Genomic DNA, 18089 nt, shown 5'->3' on the forward strand with positions numbered 1-18089 from the left:
ACGCGATTCGCGTTCGGTGCCATCCGCCCACCCCGCAGCGGGTCACGGCGTCACCGCGTCGCTCCTGTCACGATCCAGCTTCCCGAACGCGTCCGCAGCCACAGTGTGAGCAGTCGCGCGGCCATCATCAACGTCATCGCCGCCCACAGGGCGGTGAGCCCGCCGCCCAGCACCGGGACGAGCAGGGCCGCCGGAGTGAAGACCGCCAGGGTCAGCAGCATCGCCCAGGCGAGATAGGGGCCGTCCCCGGCACCCATCAGTACGCCGTCCAGTACGAAGACGATTCCGCAGACGGGCTGCGCGGCGGCCACGATCACCAGAGCGGGCAGCGCCGCGTGGTGGACGGCGGTGTCATCGGTGAACAAGGGGAGGAAGAGCGGGCGGCTCACCAGCACCAGGAGGCCGAGCGCCACCCCGATGGAAGCGCCCCACTGCACCATGCGGCGGCAGGCATCCCGGGCACCCCCCGGGTCGTCCGCACCGAGATGGCGTCCGATGATGGCCTGCCCGGCGATGGCGATGGCGTCCAGGGCGAAGGCGAGCAGACTCCACAACGACAGGAGGATCTGGTGGGCGGCGATCTCCGCGTCTCCGAGCCGTGCCGCCACGGCGGTGGCGATCATCAGGATCGCCCTCAGCGAGAGCGTACGGACCAGCAGGGGGACGCCTGCCTGTGCGCAGGCCCGTATCCCGGCCAGGTCGGGCCGCAATGAGGCGCCGTGCCGTCGAGCTCCACGGACGACCACATACAGATACACGGACGCCATGCCGCACTGGGCGATGACGGTCCCCCAGGCGGATCCGGCGATCCCCAGGCCGGCGCCGTAGACAAGGCCCGCATTGAGGGCGGCATTCGCCGCGAAACCGGCGACGGCCACGTACAGGGGCGTCCTGGTGTCCTGCAGCCCGCGCAGAACACCCGTGGCGGCGAGCACGACCAGCATGGCGGGTATGCCCAGCGCCGAGATCCGCAGATACGTGGTCGCGAAAGGCGCGGCTGTCTGTGAGACGCCGAAGAGGCCGACGATGCCGGGGGCCGTGGGCAGGACGACGGCGATCACGGCGGTCCCCAGTACCAGGGCCAGCCAGATGCCGTCCATGCCCTGGCGGACGGCTGCGCGGAGATCGTCCGCGCCGACCCGGCGGGCGACCGCGGCCGTGGTGGCGTAGGCGAGGAAGACGAAGATGCTCACCGCTGTGGTGAGCAGTGCCGAGGCGACACCGAGACCTGCCAGCTGGGCAGTGCCGAGATGGCCGACGATCGCGCTGTCGGCCATCACGAACAGTGGCTCTGCGACGAGTGCGCCGAAGGCGGGCACAGCGAGTGCGACGATCTCCCGGTCGTGCCGGCGTCGGGGAGCGAGGGGCGTCGCGGGAGCCTGTGTCATGGCCATCAATCTAACCGTCCACAGGTAAGAGATGCAAAGTGTTTGTGCCCCTTACTGGAATCTATGTGCGGCGCGGCGCTGTGCACCCTTCGAGGGGATCTTGGTCCGACGGGGGAAGTTTTTCTTCTGCACAGCCGGTGGATGGGAAAGATGCTGGTCAGGCGCTCTTCTGCGGAGGGGCTGAGGGCTTGTTCACAGGGCTGTCCACCGTGTCGTGCACAGGTTTCGCGGAGTTCTCCACAGCATCGGGAAGCTCGTCCACATGGCCTGTGGATAACCAGATTGGCTGACGCCCCCGAGGGGCCTAACGTGGTCCGGCGCCCGCTCCGTCCTCCGTCCTCGGAAGACATGTGAGACCGACACGTCTGAACCGGAGCCGGGCTTCTCGAGATGTCAGTGCCATGCCCTAGAAAAGAGGGGCGCGGCGAGGTCCGCACGGCGGACGGGAGGAGGCGGCCCGGTGAGCATTTCCGAGCCCTTGGACGATCCGTGGGCCGACAGCGGTCCCAGTGATCGTGTTCCCGCCTCCCGCCGGGGCCGCGAGGGCGGTCGAGGCCGCGACGAGCAGCACGACCGCGGTCAGGACGGTGGCAACTGGGACGGCGCGGGCTCCGCCTTCGAGCGTGTCCCGCCGCAGGACCTGGACGCCGAGCAGTCCGTACTCGGCGGCATGCTTCTGTCCAAGGATGCGATCGCAGATGTCGTCGAGGTCCTCAAGGGCCACGATTTCTACCGGCCCGCTCACGAAACCATCTACCAGGCGATCCTCGATCTCTATGCGAAGGGCGAGCCGGCCGATCCCATCACGGTCGGCGCCGAGCTGACCAAGCGCGGAGAGATCACCAAGGTCGGTGGCGCCTCCTATCTACACACGCTGGTGCAGACGGTACCGACCGCCGCGAATGCCGAATACTACGCGCAGATCGTGCACGAACGCGCGGTGCTGCGCCGCCTGGTCGAGGCCGGGACGCGTATCACGCAGATGGGATACGCGGCCGACGGCGACATCGACGAAATCGTCAACAGCGCCCAGGCCGAGATCTTCGCGGTGACCGAGCAGCGCACGGCGGAGGACTATCTGCCGCTCAGCGAGATCATGGAGGGCGCACTCGACGAGATCGAGGCGATCGGGTCACGGTCGGGCGAGATGACAGGTGTACCGACCGGCTTCACCGATCTCGACCAGCTCACCAACGGGCTGCACCCCGGCCAGATGATCATCATCGCGGCCCGTCCCGCCATGGGTAAATCGACGCTGGCCCTGGACTTCGCGCGTGCCGCATCCATCAAGAACAACTTGCCGAGCGTGATCTTCTCGCTGGAAATGGGCCGCAACGAGATCGCGATGCGTCTGCTGTCCGCCGAGGCCCGTGTGGCCCTGCATCACATGCGGTCCGGCACGATGACGGACGAGGACTGGACCCGCCTCGCGCGCCGGATGCCGGATGTGTCCGCGGCCCCTCTCTACATCGACGACTCGCCGAACCTGTCGATGATGGAGATCCGCGCCAAGTGCCGGCGCCTCAAGCAGCGCAACGACCTGAAACTGGTCGTCATCGACTATCTGCAGCTCATGCAGTCCGGCTCGAAGCGGTCCGAGAGCCGGCAGCAGGAAGTCTCCGAGATGTCGCGAAACCTGAAGCTGCTGGCCAAGGAACTGGAGCTGCCGGTGATCGCTCTCTCGCAGCTCAACCGAGGCCCCGAGCAGCGCACCGACAAGAAACCCATGGTGTCCGACCTGCGTGAGTCCGGCTCGATCGAGCAGGACGCCGACATGGTGATCCTGCTGCACCGCGAGGACGCGTACGAAAAGGAGTCGCCGCGCGCGGGCGAGGCGGACATCATCGTCGGAAAGCACCGTAACGGCCCGACGGCGACGATCACGGTCGCCTTCCAGGGCCACTACTCCCGCTTCGTGGACATGGCGCAGACCTGATCGGCCTGCTGTCGGCACATTTTGGCGTGACGGCCTTGGCCACCCGCGAGCCGGCACCCGGACTCGACGGGACAACCGATGCCGGATGGACTGTAGCCATGACGACATCGCAAGAAGAGCTGCTTCCTGCCACGCGCCGGGCCCTGCTGCACCGCATCGCTGTCGCGCAGTCCGAAGGGCGGGCGCCGTCGTTGGCGGCGGCGGTCGTCCGCGGCGGGAGGTCGGTGTGGCACGGCTCGCGTACCTGCGAGGACGGCCCCGCGCCGGACGAGAACATGCAGTACCGGATCGGTTCGATCACCAAGACCTTCACCGCGGTCCTTGTGCTGCGGTTGCGTGACGAGGGGCTGGTGGATCTCGGTGACCCGTTGGAGAAGCATCTTCCCGGCACCGGGGTGGGTGAGGCGACCATTGCCGAACTGCTCGCCCATACAGGAGGGTTGGCGGCCGAGTCCCCCGCGCCATGGTGGGAGCGGACACCGGGTTCGCTGCGTCCCCGGCTCCGGGATGTGCTGGGCGAGCAGCCGTTCGTGCATCCGGTCGGCCGGCGCTTCCATTACTCCAACCCTGGCTACAGCCTGCTCGGCGCGCTCGTCGAGGAGGTACGCGGAGCCTCGTGGGAGGAGGTCCTGAGCCGGGAGGTGCTCGAACCTCTGGGCCTGCACCGTACGGGTGTGCGCCCACAGGCGCCGTACGCGGACGGCTGGGCGGTCCACCCGTGGGCCGATGTCCTGCTGCCCGAACCGGCCGAGGACCTCGGCCGGATGGCCTCGGCCGGGCAACTCTGGTCGACAACAGGGGACCTGGCGAGATTCGCGGCCTTCCTCGTCCGGGGCGACGACCGAGTGCTGAGCGCCGGGTCTCTGCTGGAGATGCGGACCCCGGCGGCTCCCCCCGAACCCGCCGACGTGGCCACGGGATACGCGTACTGCCTGGGTCTGGAGATCCGCCGCTCGGACGGACGACTCCTTCTCGGGCACACGGGGTCGCTGCCAGGCTTTCTCGCCTGCCTCACCTTCAGCGTCGAGGATGACGTCGCAGCCGTAGTCCTGGCCAACTGCACGTCCGGGCCGTTGATGTCCGAGGCGGCCGCCGATCTCGTCCGGATTGTCGCCGAGGCCGAACCGCGGATCCCCGAACCATGGCGACCCCTGCGAGAAGTCGACCCGTCCGTACTGGAGTTGGCGGGGCAGTGGTACTGGGGAACGCGCGGTTTCGCCCTGCGCCTCACGACGGATGGACTCGTCTCACTGGAACCGCTGTCGGGCCCCGGTCGGCGCTCCCGGTTCCGGGCTGATGGTGATGGGACGTGGACGGGCCTCGAGGGCTACTACGCCGGAGAGCTTCTACGGGCCGTGCGGCGCCCGGACGGAGCCGTGAGCCATCTGGACGTCGGATCGTTTGTCTTCACCCGTCGGCCGTACGACGAGGGCTCCCCGGTGCCCGGCGGAGTGGACCCGGAGGGATGGCGGGGGATCGGCTGACCCGAAAGGACCCTGGGGGGTGTCGTGTTTCACGTGAAACACGACACCCGCCGGCAATACACGGGGGAAACCGAGGCCGCTCAGAGGGGGAGTTTGAACCCTATGTGCGAGCCCGTGAAGCCGAGCCGCTGGTAGAAGCGGTGAGCGTCCGTACGGGTGGCGTCGGAGGTGAGCTCGACAAGCCGGCAGTTCTCGCGCCGGGATTCGCCGATCGCCCACTCGATGAGCTGTGTACCGAGGCCGCCGCCGCGTTCATCGCGGTGGACGCGTACGGCTTCGACGAGCGCGCGGGTCGCGCCCCTGCGGGACAGTCCCGGAATGATCGTGAGCTGGAGGGTGCCCACGACGTTTCCCTCGCGTACGGCGACCACGAGGTGCTGGTTCGGATCGCTGGTCACCCGCTCCATCGCGCTCAGATAGGGCGTCAGGTCGTCCACCGACTCCCGTTGTGAGCCCAGCGGGTCGTCGGAGAGCATGGCGACGACTGCGGGAACGTCGTCCGGGGTGGCGGGGCGTATCTCAAGATCTCCCATGCCCGCACCCTATGCGGGTGCGCACCGGCGGCCCTGGGCAGTGCGCGGGACCCCTCAGGCGGGAGCGTTCAACGACGAGACGGCGCGGACCAGCGGAGCAAGCTCGGGGTTCTTCGCCGCCTCATCGAGTGCTTGGCGCAGCGCGGCGTCATTGGTGGGGCGGGCCGCCTCAAGGAGTTCGAGTCCGGCGGCGGTGACATTCGTGTAGATGCCGCGCCGGTCCGTAGGACACAGGTAGCGCGAGAGCAGGCCGCGGTCCTCGAGCCGGGTGACGAGCCGGGTCGTGGCGCTCTGGCTGAGGACCACCGCGTCGGCCACCTGCTTCATCTGCAGATGCCCGCCCTCGCCGTTGTGCTGGCGGCTGAGCACGTCCAGCAGCGAGTACTCCCGGGCGCTCAGTCCGTGCTGGGCCTGCAAGGCGCGTTCTACACGGGCCTCGATCTTCCCGTGCAACAGGGAGAGGGCGCACCAGCCCTGGGCCAGGGCGGTGAGCGCGGGTTCCGTCGCTGTCATGGCGTTCTCCTCCGTTCTGGAGCGGCTCGTATCCAGGATAGAACACAGCAGCAATAGCCCGCGTTTGCAAGTAACACGCGTCTGCAATTATTGTGTGAGTTCGCAACACGCTCATGCAACCGTTTGGAAGGTCTGCTGTCTCATGCCTCTCGCGCTTCTGGCCCTCGCGATCGGGGCCTTCGGAATCGGCACGACGGAGTTCGTGATCATGGGCGTGCTGCCCCAGGTCGCGAACGACTTCGGGGTCTCCATCCCCACCGCCGGGCTCCTGGTGACGGGCTATGCCCTGGGGGTGATGTTCGGCGCCCCGATCATGACCGCACTCGGCACCAAGGTGTCCCGTAAGCGGATGCTGATGTTCTTGATGGGCCTGTTCATCCTCGGCAACCTGCTCTCCGCCGTGGCCCCGGCCTTCGGGCTGATGCTGGTGGGCCGGGTGGTGGCCTCCCTGGCCCATGGAGCGTTCTTCGGCATCGGCTCCGTGGCCGCTTCGGAGCTGGTCGCCCCGGAGAAGAGGGCGAGCGCCATCGCCATGATGTTCAGTGGCCTGACCGTCGCCAACGTCATCGGTGTCCCGCTCGGCACATTCGTCGGACAGTCCGCCGGCTGGCGCGTCACCTTCGCGCTCGTCGCCGCACTCGGGGTGGCCGGGCTGCTCGGTGTCGCTCGGCTCGTGCCCGAGATGCCCAAGCCCGAAGGTGTCCGCCTGCGCCAAGAGCTGGCCGTTTTCAAGAACGCACAGGTGCTGCTCGCCATGGCGATGACCGTCCTCGGCTTCGGCGGAGTGTTCGCGGCCATCACCTACATCGCACCGATGATGACCCACGTCGCGGGCTTCTCCGAGGGCTCGGTCACCTGGCTGCTGGTCCTCTTGGGACTCGGCATGGTCGGCGGCAACCTGATCGGGGGCAGGTATGCGGACCGCGCACTGATGCCGATGCTGTATGTGTCGCTCGGCGGCCTGGCTCTCGTCCTGTCGCTGTTCACCCTGACCGCCCACTACAAGGTCCTCGCGGCGATCACCCTGGTACTGATCGGGGCCCTTGGCTTCGCGAGTGTGCCTCCGCTGCAGAAGCGGGTCCTGGACCACGCCCATGGCGCCCCGACCCTCGCTTCGGCCGTGAACATCGGCGCCTTCAACCTCGGCAACGCGCTGTCCGCCTGGCTCGGCGGCATCGTGATCGCCGCCGGTCTCGGTTACACCGCCCCCAACTGGGTGGGTGCGCTCCTCGCCCTGTCCGCGCTGCTGCTGGCGTTCGTCTCCGCCGCCCTGGAGCACCGTGAGACGGCCTCCGGCACGGTCGTGGCCGGGGCCGTACTCGGTGAACGGCGCGCCCCGGTCCACCGCTGAGTGAGAACGGGGTCTGAACCCGGGTTCAGCCGGCCGCCACCGTCAGTGGGGCGAAGCGCCGCGTCCAGTCGCCGGGGAGGTCGGGGATGCCGTACGTCATGAGCGAGGTGAATGTGACGGAGGCGAGCCCGCGCTCCTTCAGCCACGTCAGCAGGTCTTCGTGCCGTACGTCCACATCGATGCGCAACGGCCGGTCGGTGCGGGCGGCAAGAGAAGCCACAAGTGCCTTCGCCGTCTCGGTGTCGCGGGCGATGAGCGGGCCCACGACATGCGTGTTCATATTTGGCCAGACGGCCGCGTACCCCGTGATCCGTCCGTCTTCCTCCGCGACGCGCAACTGGTCGGAGAAGGCGGGCAGCCGCGTGATCATGTGGGTGCGGTCGACGCCGAACACTTCCTTGTCGAGCTGGACGAGTGAGGCGAGGTCCTCCCCCGTGGCGGGGCGGGTGGCGACCGCCGACGGAGGTCCTTCGGCAGCGAAGTGTCCGCGCAGCATCTCGGAGCTGCCCGTGACCTTGAAGCCGAGTTCCTCATAGAGGGGACGGCCGTTGGGCGTCGCGTAGAGCGTGAGCGGTGTGGTGGTGCCCGTCTCCGTCACCACATGCCGCATCAGCCGACGGCCGACTCCCTGACGGGCGTGCCGCTCGGCGACGAGCACCATGCCGATGGCACACAGATCCGGACGCTGCGGGGACCCGTATTCCGTCACGACGCAGGCGGTGACGAGACCTCCGTCTGGAGCATCGATGCCGTATCCCTTTCCGGCGGCGAGGAGGAGCCCCCACTTGTGTTCCTCGCGGGGCCAACCCCGGTCCTCGGACAAGTCGGCGCAGGCGAGGAGATCGCGGTGCGTCAGACGGCGGATGGGCAGAGCGGCGAGGAGAGGTGTCGACACGCAGGTCAGGCTGTCCGACATGAGCCGCTGGTGTCCACCGCTTTGCGAGGGAACGCACAGGCTTTTGGCCATGTCATCCCCGACCGTGCAGGACAGGGATGGATGTTTCACGTGAAACAGTGCCGACCTGATCAGGACCGGTCGTCAGTGAGCCTGGCCCGGAGTCAGCCCAGATCGGGTGCGTGCATGGCCCGTACGCCCTCGATGTTGCCGTCGAGATAGTGCCTCAGGGACAGCGGCACGAGATGGACGGAGGCGATGCCGACCCTGGTGAAGGGGACTCGGACGATCTCGTACTCGCCTGCGGGCTCCTCGATCTCCGGTCCGTGCCGCAGGCGCTCATCCATGGACTCCAGACGGCAGACGAAGAAGTGCTGGACTTTCACACCGGTCGCGCCCCCGTCCTCTCCGATGTGCTCGACCGTGTCCACGAAGCACGGCACCACATCCGTGATCTTGGCGCCGAGTTCTTCGTGCACTTCGCGGTGCAAGGCGTCGACCACGGTCGTGTCGGACGGCTCGACTCCACCTCCCGGTGTGACCCAGTAGGGATCAACGCCGGGCTTTGTGCGCTTGATCAGAACAAGATCGTTTCCGTCGAGCAGAATGGCGCGGGCGGTGCGTTTGACCACAGGGCGAACGGTCATGGGGGAAATGTGGCCCAGCACGTTCCACGTGAAACATCACTCACCCCACACGGAGTCCACTCGGGGTGAATCAGTGGTGCCACGCCATCGCCCGCGCCCGCGATCGCCATTACGGGATGGCCGCCGCCGTCCGTATCGATGTGTCCTCAGCCGCAGGTCAGGCCCAGAGGGCCGCCGACCGCAGCAGCCATTCGTGGGACCTGGCGATATGGGGCATGGCCAGTGTCCCGGTCCGGACGGCGAGGAAATAGGTCCGCAAGGGTGGAATCGTCGGTTCATGGAGCGTCACCACCTCGCCCCGCTCCAGCGCGGGGGCGCATAGGTAGCGGGGCAGTACGGCGAGTCCGGCCCCTGTGGCGGCGCAGGCGAGGACCGCGCGCAGATCGGGGACGATCACGGTGCCCGAGGCGGCGGGGCGGGAGTCGAAGACGGACGCCCAGTAGCGGGAGACGAACGGCAGGGATTCATGGACCTCGACCACCGGAAGGTTCTCCAGCGCGTGTGCCATCGCCCCTCGGAGCTTCCGATGGCCCCCGATGCGGGGGGCCCAGCGCGGCGCCGCGATCAGGACATGCTCCTCGTCGCACAGCGGGGTCGCTGTGAGGAGGGCACCGCGCGGCCGGGTCGTGGTGATAACCAGGTCGTGGTGTCCCGCGGCGAGCCCCTCCAGGGCTTCCTCGGCGTTCCCGAAGGAGGCGCGCAGGGCAAGTCCCTGCCCGTCGTCATCGGTCAGCTCCGCCAGTGCGGGCAGGGCGCGCTCGGCGGTGAACTCCGGAGGTCCGGCGAGGTGGAGGGTGCGTAGCGACGAGTACTCGTCGAGCCCGGACTCGGTGATCTCCACCAGGGCGTCGAGGTGGGGGGCGGCCTTGTGGGCGAGTTCGTCGCCGATCGTCGTGGGCGTCACCCCGCGGGCCTGGCGCAGGAAAAGGGGCCGGCCCAGCTGCCGTTCCAGTGTGCGGATCTGGGAGGTGACCGCCGGCTGCGAGAGGCCGAGCAGTGCCGCGGCGCGCGTGAAGGAACCGGCCCGGTGCACGGTCACGAAGGTGCGCAGCAGGGCCAGATCCATGCAGTCGTCTCCCCTCCGCACCCTGGGACGCGGCCAACTATAAATAAGTCGATAGGTCTCTGTCGCTACTGTGATTGGACACTGACATAGAGTCAACTAGCCTTGTTCGCGCGGTTCTTCCCGCAGGGAACCGGGACGGTCCGAGCCACGAGGGGGGAGGCTCGGACCGTCCATCGTACGTATGCCGTCCGGACGGCACGTCCAGATCCTGCTCACCCCGCCGACTCATCAAGTGCGCGCAGCACATCGGCCACCAGGTCTCCCGGATCCTCGGCGCCGGCCGAGAAACGGATGAAGCCCTCCGGGACCGCGTCTCCGCCCCAGCGCCCTCGCCGCTCGGCGGTGGAGCGCACGCCGCCGAAACTCGTCGCGTTGTCGACGAGGCTCAGGGCGTCCAGAAAACGATCGGCACGTGCGCGCGCGGGCAGGCAGAAGGACACCACGCAACCGAAGCGCCGCATCTGCTGCGCCGCGATCTTGTGTGAGGGGTCGTCGGGCAGGCCCGGATACCGCAGTCCGGTCACCTCGGGACGGTCGCGCAGCGCCCGTGCGACCGCGAGCGCGTTGGAGCTCTGCCGGTCGGCCCGCAGCTCGAGCGTGGCCAGGGAGCGGTGTGCGAGCCATGCCTCCATGGGGCCGGGGATCGCTCCGACGATCTTGCGCCAGCGCCGCACGGAGGCCATCGGTCCGCTGTCCCGTGATGCGACGTACCCCAGCAGCAGGTCGCCGTGACCGGTGAGCATCTTGGTACCGCTGGCCACGGAGAAGTCGGCGCCCAGCTCCAGAGGGCGCTGGCCGAGCGGGGTCGCCAGGGTGTTGTCGACGGCGACGAGGGCGCCCTGGGCATGGGCTGCCTCGGCGAGCCGCCGTATGTCGCAGACGTCGAGCCCCGGGTTCGAGGGGGTCTCGATCCACAGGAGTTTCGCTCCGGCCAGGACATCGAGCTGGGCGTCCCCGCCGGTCGGCGCCGTGCGCACGTCGATGCCGTACGCGGTCAGCTGCTCGCGCACCAGGGGCAGCGCCTGGTAGCCGTCCGAGGGGAGCACCACACTGTCACCGGCACGCAGCTGGGAGAACAGGATCGCCGAGATCGCGGCCATACCGGAGGCGAAGGCGAGCGTCTCCACGTCGTCCGCGCCGGGCGCCTCCAGCTCGCCGATGGCGCGTTCGAGATGGGTCCAGGTGGGGTTCCCGTCACGCCCGTACGTGTACGGTCCGACCGGCTCGCCGGGCAGGTGGAAGTGTGCGGCGAAAACGGGCCCCGGCAGGGTCGGCTCGTATGTGACCGGCTCGGGCAGCCCCGCCCGCACCGCGCGCGTGCCGTCGCCGTGTCCCGCGCCGGACCCGCCGAAAGCCCCTGACGCATCCCCTGATGTCATGCCGCCCGTCCCTCCACGTGCTCGCGTACCGCGGTGAGCAGCCCGGTGCTCGCCGCTTCCACCATCTCAAGGACCGTCTCGAAGCCGTCCCTGCCCCCGTAGTACGGGTCGGGCACATCGAGGTCGTCGTCCGCGGCCGGGTCGTACGAGCGCAGCAGACGCACCTTCGCCTCGTCCTCGGGGGTGGGTGCGAGGCGGCGCAGGGCCTTGAGATGGCCGGAGTCGAGCGCGATCACCAGGTCGAGCCGGGAGAACCAGGAAGCCTGGAACTGCCGGGCGGTGTGATCGCTGTCGTAGCCGTGCTCCTCCAGGACGTCGAGGCTGCGCGGATCGGCGCCGTCCCCTTCGTGCCAGTCGCCGGTGCCCGCGCTGTCCACCTCGACCAGCCCGTCGAGACCGGCCTCCTCGACACGCGCGCGGAAGACGGACTCGGCCATCGGGGACCGGCAGATGTTCCCGGTGCAGACGAAGCAGACTCGGTAGGCCATACGGTTCACTCAGTCCTCGTCGGGCAGCACGATGTGCAGCGCCCAGGAGACGATCGAGATGATCAGGCCGCCCAGGACGGCGGTCCAGAAGCCCTCGACATGGAAGCTCAGATCCAGTTTGCCCGCCAGCCACGAGGTGAGCAGCAGCATCAGGGCGTTGACGACCAGCGTGATCAGGCCGAGCGTCAGGATGAACAGCGGAAACGTCAGCACCTTCACGATCGGCTTGACCAGGAAGTTCACCAGGCCGAAGAGCAGCGCGACGACTATCAGCGTGCCTATCTTCTTGCCTGTGCCGGCACCGGTGAGAGTGATCTTGTCGAGGAGCCAGACGGCGACGGCCAGGGCCCCCGCGTTGGCGAGCGTCTTGACTACGAAATTCTTCATGTGTCTGATCGTGGCAGACGCGATCACCGGCGAGAACAGAGCGAGGCAGGCAACTTCGATGAAGGCATTCCGGCTGGACGAACTGGAAGCGGAGCGCGCGGCCAACGACGGTGCCTATCTGCAGTTCCTGCGGGAGCGGAACATGTCCGTCGGCCTGTACGCGCTCGACGCGGGCGACCTCGATCCGCAGAAGCCGCACCAGCAGGACGAGGTGTACTTCGTCGTCAGCGGACGCGCCTCGATCACCGTGGGCATGGAGACCACCCAGATCGCGCGCGGCAGCGTCGTCTATGTGCCGGCCGGTGTTGCCCACAAGTTTCACCACATCACCGAGGATCTGAGGGTTCTGGTGGTGTTCTCTCCGCCCGAGAGCTGAGACACGTCTCAGGGTTCCCTAGGGGGACGATCAGGGGAGGACGAGGGATGCGGGCCGTGGGCCGTGGCCCTGTGCGGCCCTAGCATCGAAGCAGAACGAGAACCCCGTGAGCAGTGCCCCCGCAACGGGCGTGGGGCAGGGGGCGGAGAGACAAGGACAAGGGCGATGCGAGAGATCTTCGCGGGTTTGCCGTGGTGGGTGAAGTGGGTTGCGGTGCCGGTCATCGCGCTGGTCGTCTTCGGAGGCCTGATCGCGACCGTCGTCGGCATCGTCATCGGGCTGCTGTTCAAGGTGCTGCTGTTCGTCGCGCTGGTCGGCGGACTGATCTACATCGTGCGGAAGTTCATGTCGGGCTCGGCGTCACGCGGCGACTGGTGAGCCGCCCGGGCATTGCCGGACAGGGGGAGGACGCGCCCGGGGCGGGGAAGGGCCGATCGGTCTAAAACATGCTGCCGGTAACAGAAAAACGGGGTTCCCTCGGGCGAGGGAAGTTTCCCCGCCGAGGCAGTCGACGGACGGCGGCCGACCGTTAGAGTCCGGAGTTCGACGCGCGGCAGGCCCCGCGCGCGGCGCATCCCCTCCCGTGTCCCCGCACGGGAGGCCACCCTCGCGCTCCGGGAGTGATCCTTGGCCACGGTCGGCATCGCACGCGCAGACGTACCCGCACCGCCCGTACAGCGGCGCGCATCAACGGCGGAGGCGCACCTTCCGCCCGAGCCGCCGCAGTCCACCACTCTCATCGGATCCGTGCAGCGAGCGATGCGGCTGCTGGAAGCGGTCGCCGACCGCGAGTACGGGGCCCCGGCCAAGCAGCTGGCCCGCGAGGTCGGTCTGGCGCTTCCCACGGCCTACCACCTGCTGCGCACTCTGACCCATGAAGGGTATCTGCGCCGGGAAAAGGGCCTCTTCTTCCTGGGTGAGGCCGCCGAGCAACTGGGTGGCAGCGCGGCGCAGCAGAAACGTCGCAGCATGATGGACGACGCGCTCGCACAATGGCGTGATTCGATCGGTGCCCCGGTTTACTACGCGGTCTACCGCGAGGGCGAGATCGATGTGCTCGGCGTCGCCGACACCCCCGGCAATCCCGCGGTCGAGGAGTGGGCCGACTTCCGCGAGACCGCCCACGCGCACGCCATCGGCCAGTGTCTGCTGTCCCAGCTCAGCGAGCAGGCGCGCCGGGACCACCTGGACCGCTGCCCCGTACAGTCACTCACCCCCTACACCGTGCGGGACGAACGCGCTCTCCTGCGGCGGTTGGAACGCCTGGGGAGGATGGAACCCGTCATCGAGCGCCAGGAGTACGCGCTCGGGACGGTTTGCGCCGCCGTGCCCATCACGGCCGGGGCGACGGCCGCGGCGGTGGCCATCTCCCTGCCGTCGCATCAGGCCGACCGGCTGCTGCCCGCGGCCCGTCGGTTGCAGGCGGAGATCGGAAAGCTGCTAGGGACACTCACCGTCTCTATCAGCATCTGAAAACTCACTCCTTGTGATCTGCCATGCACGTTCAGCAAACTTCCAGCAGGTGTCAGGGGATCAATCCTGGCCAGTCGACGGCTACTGACGGGGTAGGCGATGCGCGAGTCGGTGCAGGCAGAGGTCATGATGAGTTTTCTCGTCTCGGAGGAGCTTTCGTTCCGTATCCCGGTGGAGCTGCTCTACGAGACCTGTGATCCGTATGCCGTGCGGCTGACCTTTCATTTGCCCGGGGATGCCCCCGTGACCTGGGCGTTCGGGCGCGAGTTGCTGGTCGACGGGGTCGGACGGCCGTGCGGTGAGGGTGATGTGCATATCGCGCCCGCCGAACCGGACACCTTCGGCGATGTCCTGATCCGGCTCCAGGTGGGCGCGGACCGGGCGCTGTTCAAGTCCGGGGCCGTGCCCCTGGTGGCCTTCCTCGACCGTACGGACAAGCTGGTGCCGCTCGGGCAGGAAGGCTCCCTCGCCGACTTCGACGCACATCTGGACGAGGCGCTCGACCGGATCCTGGCGGAGGAGCAGAGCGCGGGCTGAAGCCGTCCGAGGCGCTGTAACGGTTCCTCGCGGGTGCGGGGCACGGAACAGTGCCGTAACGGTTCTTCGGCTATTCGCAGGGCCTGTGGAGCCGCACAGGCGGCCCGGAGCGCGTCAGCGCTTGCGGCGCCGGCCTCTTCCTCCTCGGGCCGGTACGGGAGCCGGGCCGGTGGCCGGGGCGGCGGTCGTCCCCGGGCGGTCCGCCGACACCACGAGGGCGGCCAGCACGGTGGTGACGGGCACGGAGGCGACGAGGCCGATCGACCCGACGAGCGTGCGGACGATCTCCTCGGCCACCAGCTCGCTGTCCGCGACCGTGACCACACCGCTCTGCGCGATCGAGAACAGAAGCAGCAGAGGCAGCGCGGCGCCCGCGTACGCCAGAACGAGGGTGTTGACGACCGACGCGATGTGGTCGCGGCCGATGCGGATACCCGCGCGGTACAGGCCTCGCCAGCCCAGGGTCGGATTGGCGTCGTGCAGCTCCCAGACCGCCGACGTCTGTGTCACGGTCACATCGTCGAGCACACCGAGCGAGCCGATGATGACGCCTGCGAGCAGCAGTCCGCTCATGTCGATGCGCGGGAACAGGCCATGGATCAGACCGGTGCTGTCGTCCGTGTTCCCGGTCAGCGCGGCCCAGTCGATGAACTCCGAGCCCAGCAGGCCGATGAGCGACAGGGAGATGAGCGTGCCCAGCACCGCGACCGAGGTGCGTGCCGAGAGCCCGTGGCACATATAGAGGGCTATCAGCATGATGGCGCTCGATCCGACCACGGCCACGAGAAGCGGATTCGAGCCCCCCAGGATCGCCGGCAGGATGAAGAGGTTGAGGACGAGGAAGCTCACGGCCAGAGCGACGAGGGCCATGACACCGCGCATCCGGCCCACGATCACCACGGCGACGGCGAAGATCCCGGCGAGCAGCGCCATGGGGAGCTTCCGGTTCACATCGGTGACCGAGTACTGCAGATCCCTGGGCGCGGAGGGCTCGTATGCGACCACGACCTTCTCGCCCTGATCCAACTGCCGTGACTGGTCAGGCTGGACGATCTCCGTGAACGTACGTCCCTTGTCCTTGCCGGTGTCGACCTGGACCGTCGCCTTCTTGCAGGTGCCGCTCGCTTTCTGCGGTCCGGAGGACCCGCCGGCGGCGGAGGTGTCCCCGATGGGGGTCCCGCCACCCGAGGCGTTCACGGACTTGCAGTCCACCTCCACGACCCGGGTGACCGTCGCCTGCTGCGTCTGCCGGTCGAAGCCGAGGCCGCTGCGCTGGTGCGACGGCACACCACCGGGCCACAGGATCACAAGGCCGGCTATGACCGCCGCGGTGAACGGGATGAGGATCGCGGCGATGACCTTGCGCAGCTGCCGGGAGACAGGGGCCGCCGGGCCGTGACTGTGACTGTGGGAGTGACCGTGGCCATGCCCGTGTCCGTCCTCGCGGCCATGGTGGCCGGGCGGCTCGGAGGACGGATAGGGGGGCGGATGCTGTGTCGTGGTCACCGACGCATCATTGCAAGAAGGCGCAAGGCCTACTGTTCAGCCAGCGTAAAGAGACGCTAGCGTGAGGGAACCTTTGCACACGCGGGAGCTCGGAGCACCGGGCTGAGAGGGCGCTGACCTCCGCAGGCGCGATGTTTCACGTGGAACATCGCCGGCGGAAACCGCTGCGTCGACCGCTGAACCTGTTACCGGGTAATGCCGGCGTAGGGAGTAGGTCTCATGACCAACAAGGATGCACCCATGCCTGCCCTCGACCAGGACGAACAGTCCCAGGCGGACGGCAGGACCATCGGCTGGCACAAGGCGTATGTCGCGGGCTCGCGCCCCGACCTGCGCGTGCCCGTCCGCCAAGTGCACCTCACCATCGGGCAGTCGGTCACGCTGTACGACACCTCCGGCCCGTATACCGATCCGCTTGTGACGACGGACGTCCGCAGGGGACTGTCGCCACTGCGGGAGAACTGGATCATCGCCCGCGGCGACACCGAGGAGTACGCGGGCCGTCCCGTCCGTCCCGAGGACGACGGACTCAAGCACACCTCGCCTCGTGGCGGGCTGCGCAACCTCGACGCGGTGTTTCCCGGGCGCCCGCGTCAGCCGCGCCGCGCACGTCCGGGTACGCCGGCCACACAGCTCGCGTACGCACGGCGCGGTGAGATCACGCCCGAGATGGAGTTCGTGGCGATCCGGGAGAACGTGGAGCCCGAGGTCGTGCGCGAGGAGATCGCGGCGGGCCGGGCGGTTCTGCCGGCCAACGTCAATCACCCGGAGACCGAGCCGATGATCATCGGTAAGCGGTTCCTGGTGAAGGTCAACGCCAACATCGGCAACTCCGCGGTGACGTCCTCCATCGAGGAGGAGGTCGAGAAGATGACCTGGGCCACCCGCTGGGGCGCCGACACGGTCATGGATCTGTCCACCGGCCGCAACATCCACACCACCCGGGAATGGGTGCTGCGCAACTCCCCCGTGCCGATCGGTACGGTGCCGCTCTACCAGGCCCTCGAGAAGGTCGACGGGAGGGCCGAGGAGCTGTCCTGGGAGATCTACAAGGACACGGTCATCGAGCAGGCCGAGCAGGGCGTGGACTATATGACGGTGCACGCCGGGGTGCGTCTGCCGTTCGTGCCGCTGACCGCGAACCGCAAGACCGGCATCGTGTCGCGGGGCGGCTCGATCATGGCGGCGTGGTGCCTCGCGCACCACAAGGAGTCTTTCCTCTACGAGAACTTCGAGGAACTGTGCGAGATCCTCGCGGCGTACGACGTCACCTACTCGCTGGGCGACGGGCTGCGTCCGGGCTCGATCGCGGACGCCAATGACGAGGCGCAGTTCGCGGAGCTGCGCACTCTCGGGGAGCTCAACCGGATCGCCAGGCGCTTCGGCGTGCAGACCATGATCGAGGGGCCGGGCCATGTCCCGATGCACAAGATCAAGGAGAACATCGACCTCCAGCAGGAGATCTGCGACGAGGCCCCGTTCTACACCCTTGGGCCGCTGACGACGGATGTGGCACCGGCATACGACCACATCACCTCGGGCATCGGCGCCGCGATGATCGCCTGGTGGGGCACGGCCATGCTCTGCTACGTCACGCCCAAGGAGCATCTGGGGCTGCCCAACCGCGACGACGTGAAGACAGGTGTCATCACCTACAAGATCGCCGCCCATGCGGCCGACCTCGCCAAGGGGCACCCGGGTGCGCAGGAGTGGGACGACGCGTTGTCCGACGCGCGCTTCGAGTTCCGCTGGGAGGACCAGTTCAACCTGGCTCTCGATCCGGACACGGCCCGCGCCTTCCACGACGAGACCCTCCCGGCGGAGCCGGCCAAGACGGCTCATTTCTGCTCGATGTGCGGGCCGAAGTTCTGCTCGATGAAGATCAGCCGGAGCATCACCGAGAAGTACGGCCAGGCCGCGCCCGAACCGGAATACGACGAGGCCGCCCTGCAGGGCATGAAGGTCAAGTCCGAGGAGTTCGCGGCGCACGGCAACCGGGTCTATCTCCCGCTCGCCGACTGACCTCGGGCATCGGCGCATGGCTCATGGGCGCTGTCCCGGGACGGCACGACAGGCCGGTCCCGGGGCGGCGCCCCCCGTTGTCCGGAGGCTCACGGCGCAGTGGGGCGG

General features: G+C 68.2%; 18 protein-coding genes and 1 riboswitch. Of the genes, 8 read left to right on the plus strand and 10 right to left on the minus strand.

The window, feature by feature from the left end:
- Positions 1–50 precede the first annotated feature (50 nt).
- Positions 51–1388 (minus strand): MATE family efflux transporter, encoded by a 1338-nt coding sequence (locus ABZ845_RS19375; RefSeq protein WP_360980943.1) that lies wholly within the window; start codon positions 1386–1388, stop codon positions 51–53.
- 460 nt (positions 1389–1848) lie between these two features.
- On the opposite strand from ABZ845_RS19375, the gene dnaB reads away from it, so the two are divergent.
- Both dnaB and ABZ845_RS19385 read left to right on the plus strand, forming a co-directional pair.
- Positions 1849–3324, plus strand: a complete 1476-nt coding sequence (gene dnaB / locus ABZ845_RS19380) for a replicative DNA helicase (RefSeq protein WP_360980946.1) — start codon at positions 1849–1851, stop codon at positions 3322–3324.
- Between the two features lie 98 nt (positions 3325–3422).
- Positions 3423–4808, plus strand: coding sequence for a serine hydrolase domain-containing protein (locus tag ABZ845_RS19385; RefSeq protein WP_360980949.1), 1386 nt, complete (start codon positions 3423–3425; stop codon positions 4806–4808).
- An 80-nt stretch (positions 4809–4888) separates the two neighbouring features.
- Here ABZ845_RS19385 and ABZ845_RS19390 read toward each other — a convergent pair whose 3' ends face one another.
- Positions 4889–5341: a GNAT family N-acetyltransferase gene (locus tag ABZ845_RS19390; RefSeq protein ID WP_360980952.1), complete on the minus strand. Its 453-nt coding sequence runs from the start codon at positions 5339–5341 to the stop codon at positions 4889–4891.
- Between the two features lie 54 nt (positions 5342–5395).
- Complete coding sequence (locus ABZ845_RS19395) at positions 5396–5854, minus strand: MarR family transcriptional regulator (RefSeq protein WP_360980955.1); 459 nt, start codon at positions 5852–5854, stop codon at positions 5396–5398.
- A 142-nt stretch (positions 5855–5996) separates the two neighbouring features.
- Between ABZ845_RS19395 and ABZ845_RS19400 the strand changes: the two genes are divergently transcribed.
- On the plus strand, positions 5997–7205 hold the full coding sequence (locus ABZ845_RS19400; RefSeq protein WP_360980958.1) for an MFS transporter: 1209 nt from the start codon (positions 5997–5999) through the stop codon (positions 7203–7205).
- A 25-nt stretch (positions 7206–7230) separates the two neighbouring features.
- On the opposite strand, the gene ABZ845_RS19405 is transcribed toward ABZ845_RS19400, so the two are convergent.
- From ABZ845_RS19405 to ABZ845_RS19430, 6 genes are all read right to left on the minus strand, one after another.
- Complete coding sequence (locus ABZ845_RS19405) at positions 7231–8100, minus strand: GNAT family N-acetyltransferase (RefSeq protein ID WP_360980961.1); 870 nt, start codon at positions 8098–8100, stop codon at positions 7231–7233.
- A 164-nt stretch (positions 8101–8264) separates the two neighbouring features.
- Positions 8265–8747 (minus strand): NUDIX hydrolase, encoded by a 483-nt coding sequence (locus ABZ845_RS19410; protein WP_360980964.1) that lies wholly within the window; start codon positions 8745–8747, stop codon positions 8265–8267.
- A 157-nt stretch (positions 8748–8904) separates the two neighbouring features.
- Complete coding sequence (locus ABZ845_RS19415) at positions 8905–9813, minus strand: LysR family transcriptional regulator (protein ID WP_360980967.1); 909 nt, start codon at positions 9811–9813, stop codon at positions 8905–8907.
- Positions 9814–10025: 212 nt separating this feature from the next.
- Positions 10026–11192 (minus strand): cystathionine gamma-lyase, encoded by a 1167-nt coding sequence (locus ABZ845_RS19420; protein ID WP_360980970.1) that lies wholly within the window; start codon positions 11190–11192, stop codon positions 10026–10028.
- Entirely contained in the window at positions 11189–11680 is a 492-nt protein-coding gene (locus ABZ845_RS19425; RefSeq protein WP_360980973.1) for a low molecular weight protein-tyrosine-phosphatase, read from the minus strand. Before ABZ845_RS19425 ends, ABZ845_RS19420 begins: the two co-directional genes overlap by 4 nt.
- Before the next feature lie 9 nt (positions 11681–11689).
- Positions 11690–12067: a phage holin family protein gene (locus ABZ845_RS19430; RefSeq protein ID WP_360980976.1), complete on the minus strand. Its 378-nt coding sequence runs from the start codon at positions 12065–12067 to the stop codon at positions 11690–11692.
- 58 nt (positions 12068–12125) lie between these two features.
- Here ABZ845_RS19430 and ABZ845_RS19435 point away from each other — a divergent pair, with 58 nt between their 5' ends.
- The 4 genes from ABZ845_RS19435 (at position 12126) to ABZ845_RS19450 (ending at position 14453) form a co-directional block, all read left to right on the plus strand.
- Positions 12126–12443, plus strand: a complete 318-nt coding sequence (locus tag ABZ845_RS19435) for a cupin domain-containing protein (RefSeq protein ID WP_360981055.1) — start codon at positions 12126–12128, stop codon at positions 12441–12443.
- A 165-nt stretch (positions 12444–12608) separates the two neighbouring features.
- Positions 12609–12821 carry a DUF5326 family protein gene (locus ABZ845_RS19440; protein WP_360980979.1) on the plus strand — a complete coding sequence of 71 codons (213 nt, stop codon included), beginning with the start codon at positions 12609–12611 and terminating at the stop codon, positions 12819–12821.
- A gap of 249 nt (positions 12822–13070) precedes the next feature.
- Positions 13071–13916: an IclR family transcriptional regulator C-terminal domain-containing protein gene (locus ABZ845_RS19445; RefSeq protein ID WP_360980982.1), complete on the plus strand. Its 846-nt coding sequence runs from the start codon at positions 13071–13073 to the stop codon at positions 13914–13916.
- A gap of 99 nt (positions 13917–14015) precedes the next feature.
- On the plus strand, positions 14016–14453 hold the full coding sequence (locus ABZ845_RS19450; RefSeq protein ID WP_360980985.1) for an SsgA family sporulation/cell division regulator: 438 nt from the start codon (positions 14016–14018) through the stop codon (positions 14451–14453).
- A 114-nt stretch (positions 14454–14567) separates the two neighbouring features.
- On the opposite strand, the gene ABZ845_RS19455 is transcribed toward ABZ845_RS19450, so the two are convergent.
- On the minus strand, positions 14568–15959 hold the full coding sequence (locus ABZ845_RS19455) for a YibE/F family protein (protein WP_360980988.1): 1392 nt from the start codon (positions 15957–15959) through the stop codon (positions 14568–14570).
- Positions 15960–16030: 71 nt separating this feature from the next.
- Positions 16031–16186, plus strand: a riboswitch (TPP riboswitch).
- On the opposite strand from ABZ845_RS19455, the gene thiC reads away from it, so the two are divergent.
- Positions 16179–17981 carry a phosphomethylpyrimidine synthase ThiC gene (gene thiC, locus ABZ845_RS19460; protein WP_360980991.1) on the plus strand — a complete coding sequence of 601 codons (1803 nt, stop codon included), beginning with the start codon at positions 16179–16181 and terminating at the stop codon, positions 17979–17981. Its footprint overlaps the riboswitch before it by 8 nt.
- The last annotated feature ends 108 nt before the right edge of the window (positions 17982–18089 follow it).

It is taken from the genome of Streptomyces sp. NPDC047022, from assembly GCF_040644155.1.
Classification (GTDB): domain Bacteria; phylum Actinomycetota; class Actinomycetes; order Streptomycetales; family Streptomycetaceae; genus Streptomyces.

Bases quoted from the DNA above. Each gene is read 5' to 3' on its own strand.
- ABZ845_RS19375 (WP_360980943.1), bottom strand. From the start codon at position 1,388: ATGACACAGGCTCCCGCGACGCCCCTCGCTCCCCGACGCCGGCACGAC.
- ABZ845_RS19385 (WP_360980949.1), top strand. From the start codon at position 3,423: ATGACGACATCGCAAGAAGAGCTGCTTCCTGCCACGCGCCGGGCCCTG.
- ABZ845_RS19390 (WP_360980952.1), bottom strand. From the start codon at position 5,341: ATGGGAGATCTTGAGATACGCCCCGCCACCCCGGACGACGTTCCCGCA.
- ABZ845_RS19395 (WP_360980955.1), bottom strand. From the start codon at position 5,854: ATGACAGCGACGGAACCCGCGCTCACCGCCCTGGCCCAGGGCTGGTGC.
- ABZ845_RS19400 (WP_360980958.1), top strand. From the start codon at position 5,997: ATGCCTCTCGCGCTTCTGGCCCTCGCGATCGGGGCCTTCGGAATCGGC.
- ABZ845_RS19410 (WP_360980964.1), bottom strand. From the start codon at position 8,747: ATGACCGTTCGCCCTGTGGTCAAACGCACCGCCCGCGCCATTCTGCTC.
- ABZ845_RS19415 (WP_360980967.1), bottom strand. From the start codon at position 9,813: ATGGATCTGGCCCTGCTGCGCACCTTCGTGACCGTGCACCGGGCCGGT.
- ABZ845_RS19420 (WP_360980970.1), bottom strand. From the start codon at position 11,192: ATGACATCAGGGGATGCGTCAGGGGCTTTCGGCGGGTCCGGCGCGGGA.
- ABZ845_RS19425 (WP_360980973.1), bottom strand. From the start codon at position 11,680: ATGGCCTACCGAGTCTGCTTCGTCTGCACCGGGAACATCTGCCGGTCC.
- ABZ845_RS19430 (WP_360980976.1), bottom strand. From the start codon at position 12,067: ATGAAGAATTTCGTAGTCAAGACGCTCGCCAACGCGGGGGCCCTGGCC.
- ABZ845_RS19435 (WP_360981055.1), top strand. From the start codon at position 12,126: ATGAAGGCATTCCGGCTGGACGAACTGGAAGCGGAGCGCGCGGCCAAC.
- ABZ845_RS19440 (WP_360980979.1), top strand. From the start codon at position 12,609: ATGCGAGAGATCTTCGCGGGTTTGCCGTGGTGGGTGAAGTGGGTTGCG.
- ABZ845_RS19450 (WP_360980985.1), top strand. From the start codon at position 14,016: ATGCGCGAGTCGGTGCAGGCAGAGGTCATGATGAGTTTTCTCGTCTCG.
- thiC (WP_360980991.1), top strand. From the start codon at position 16,179: ATGACCAACAAGGATGCACCCATGCCTGCCCTCGACCAGGACGAACAG.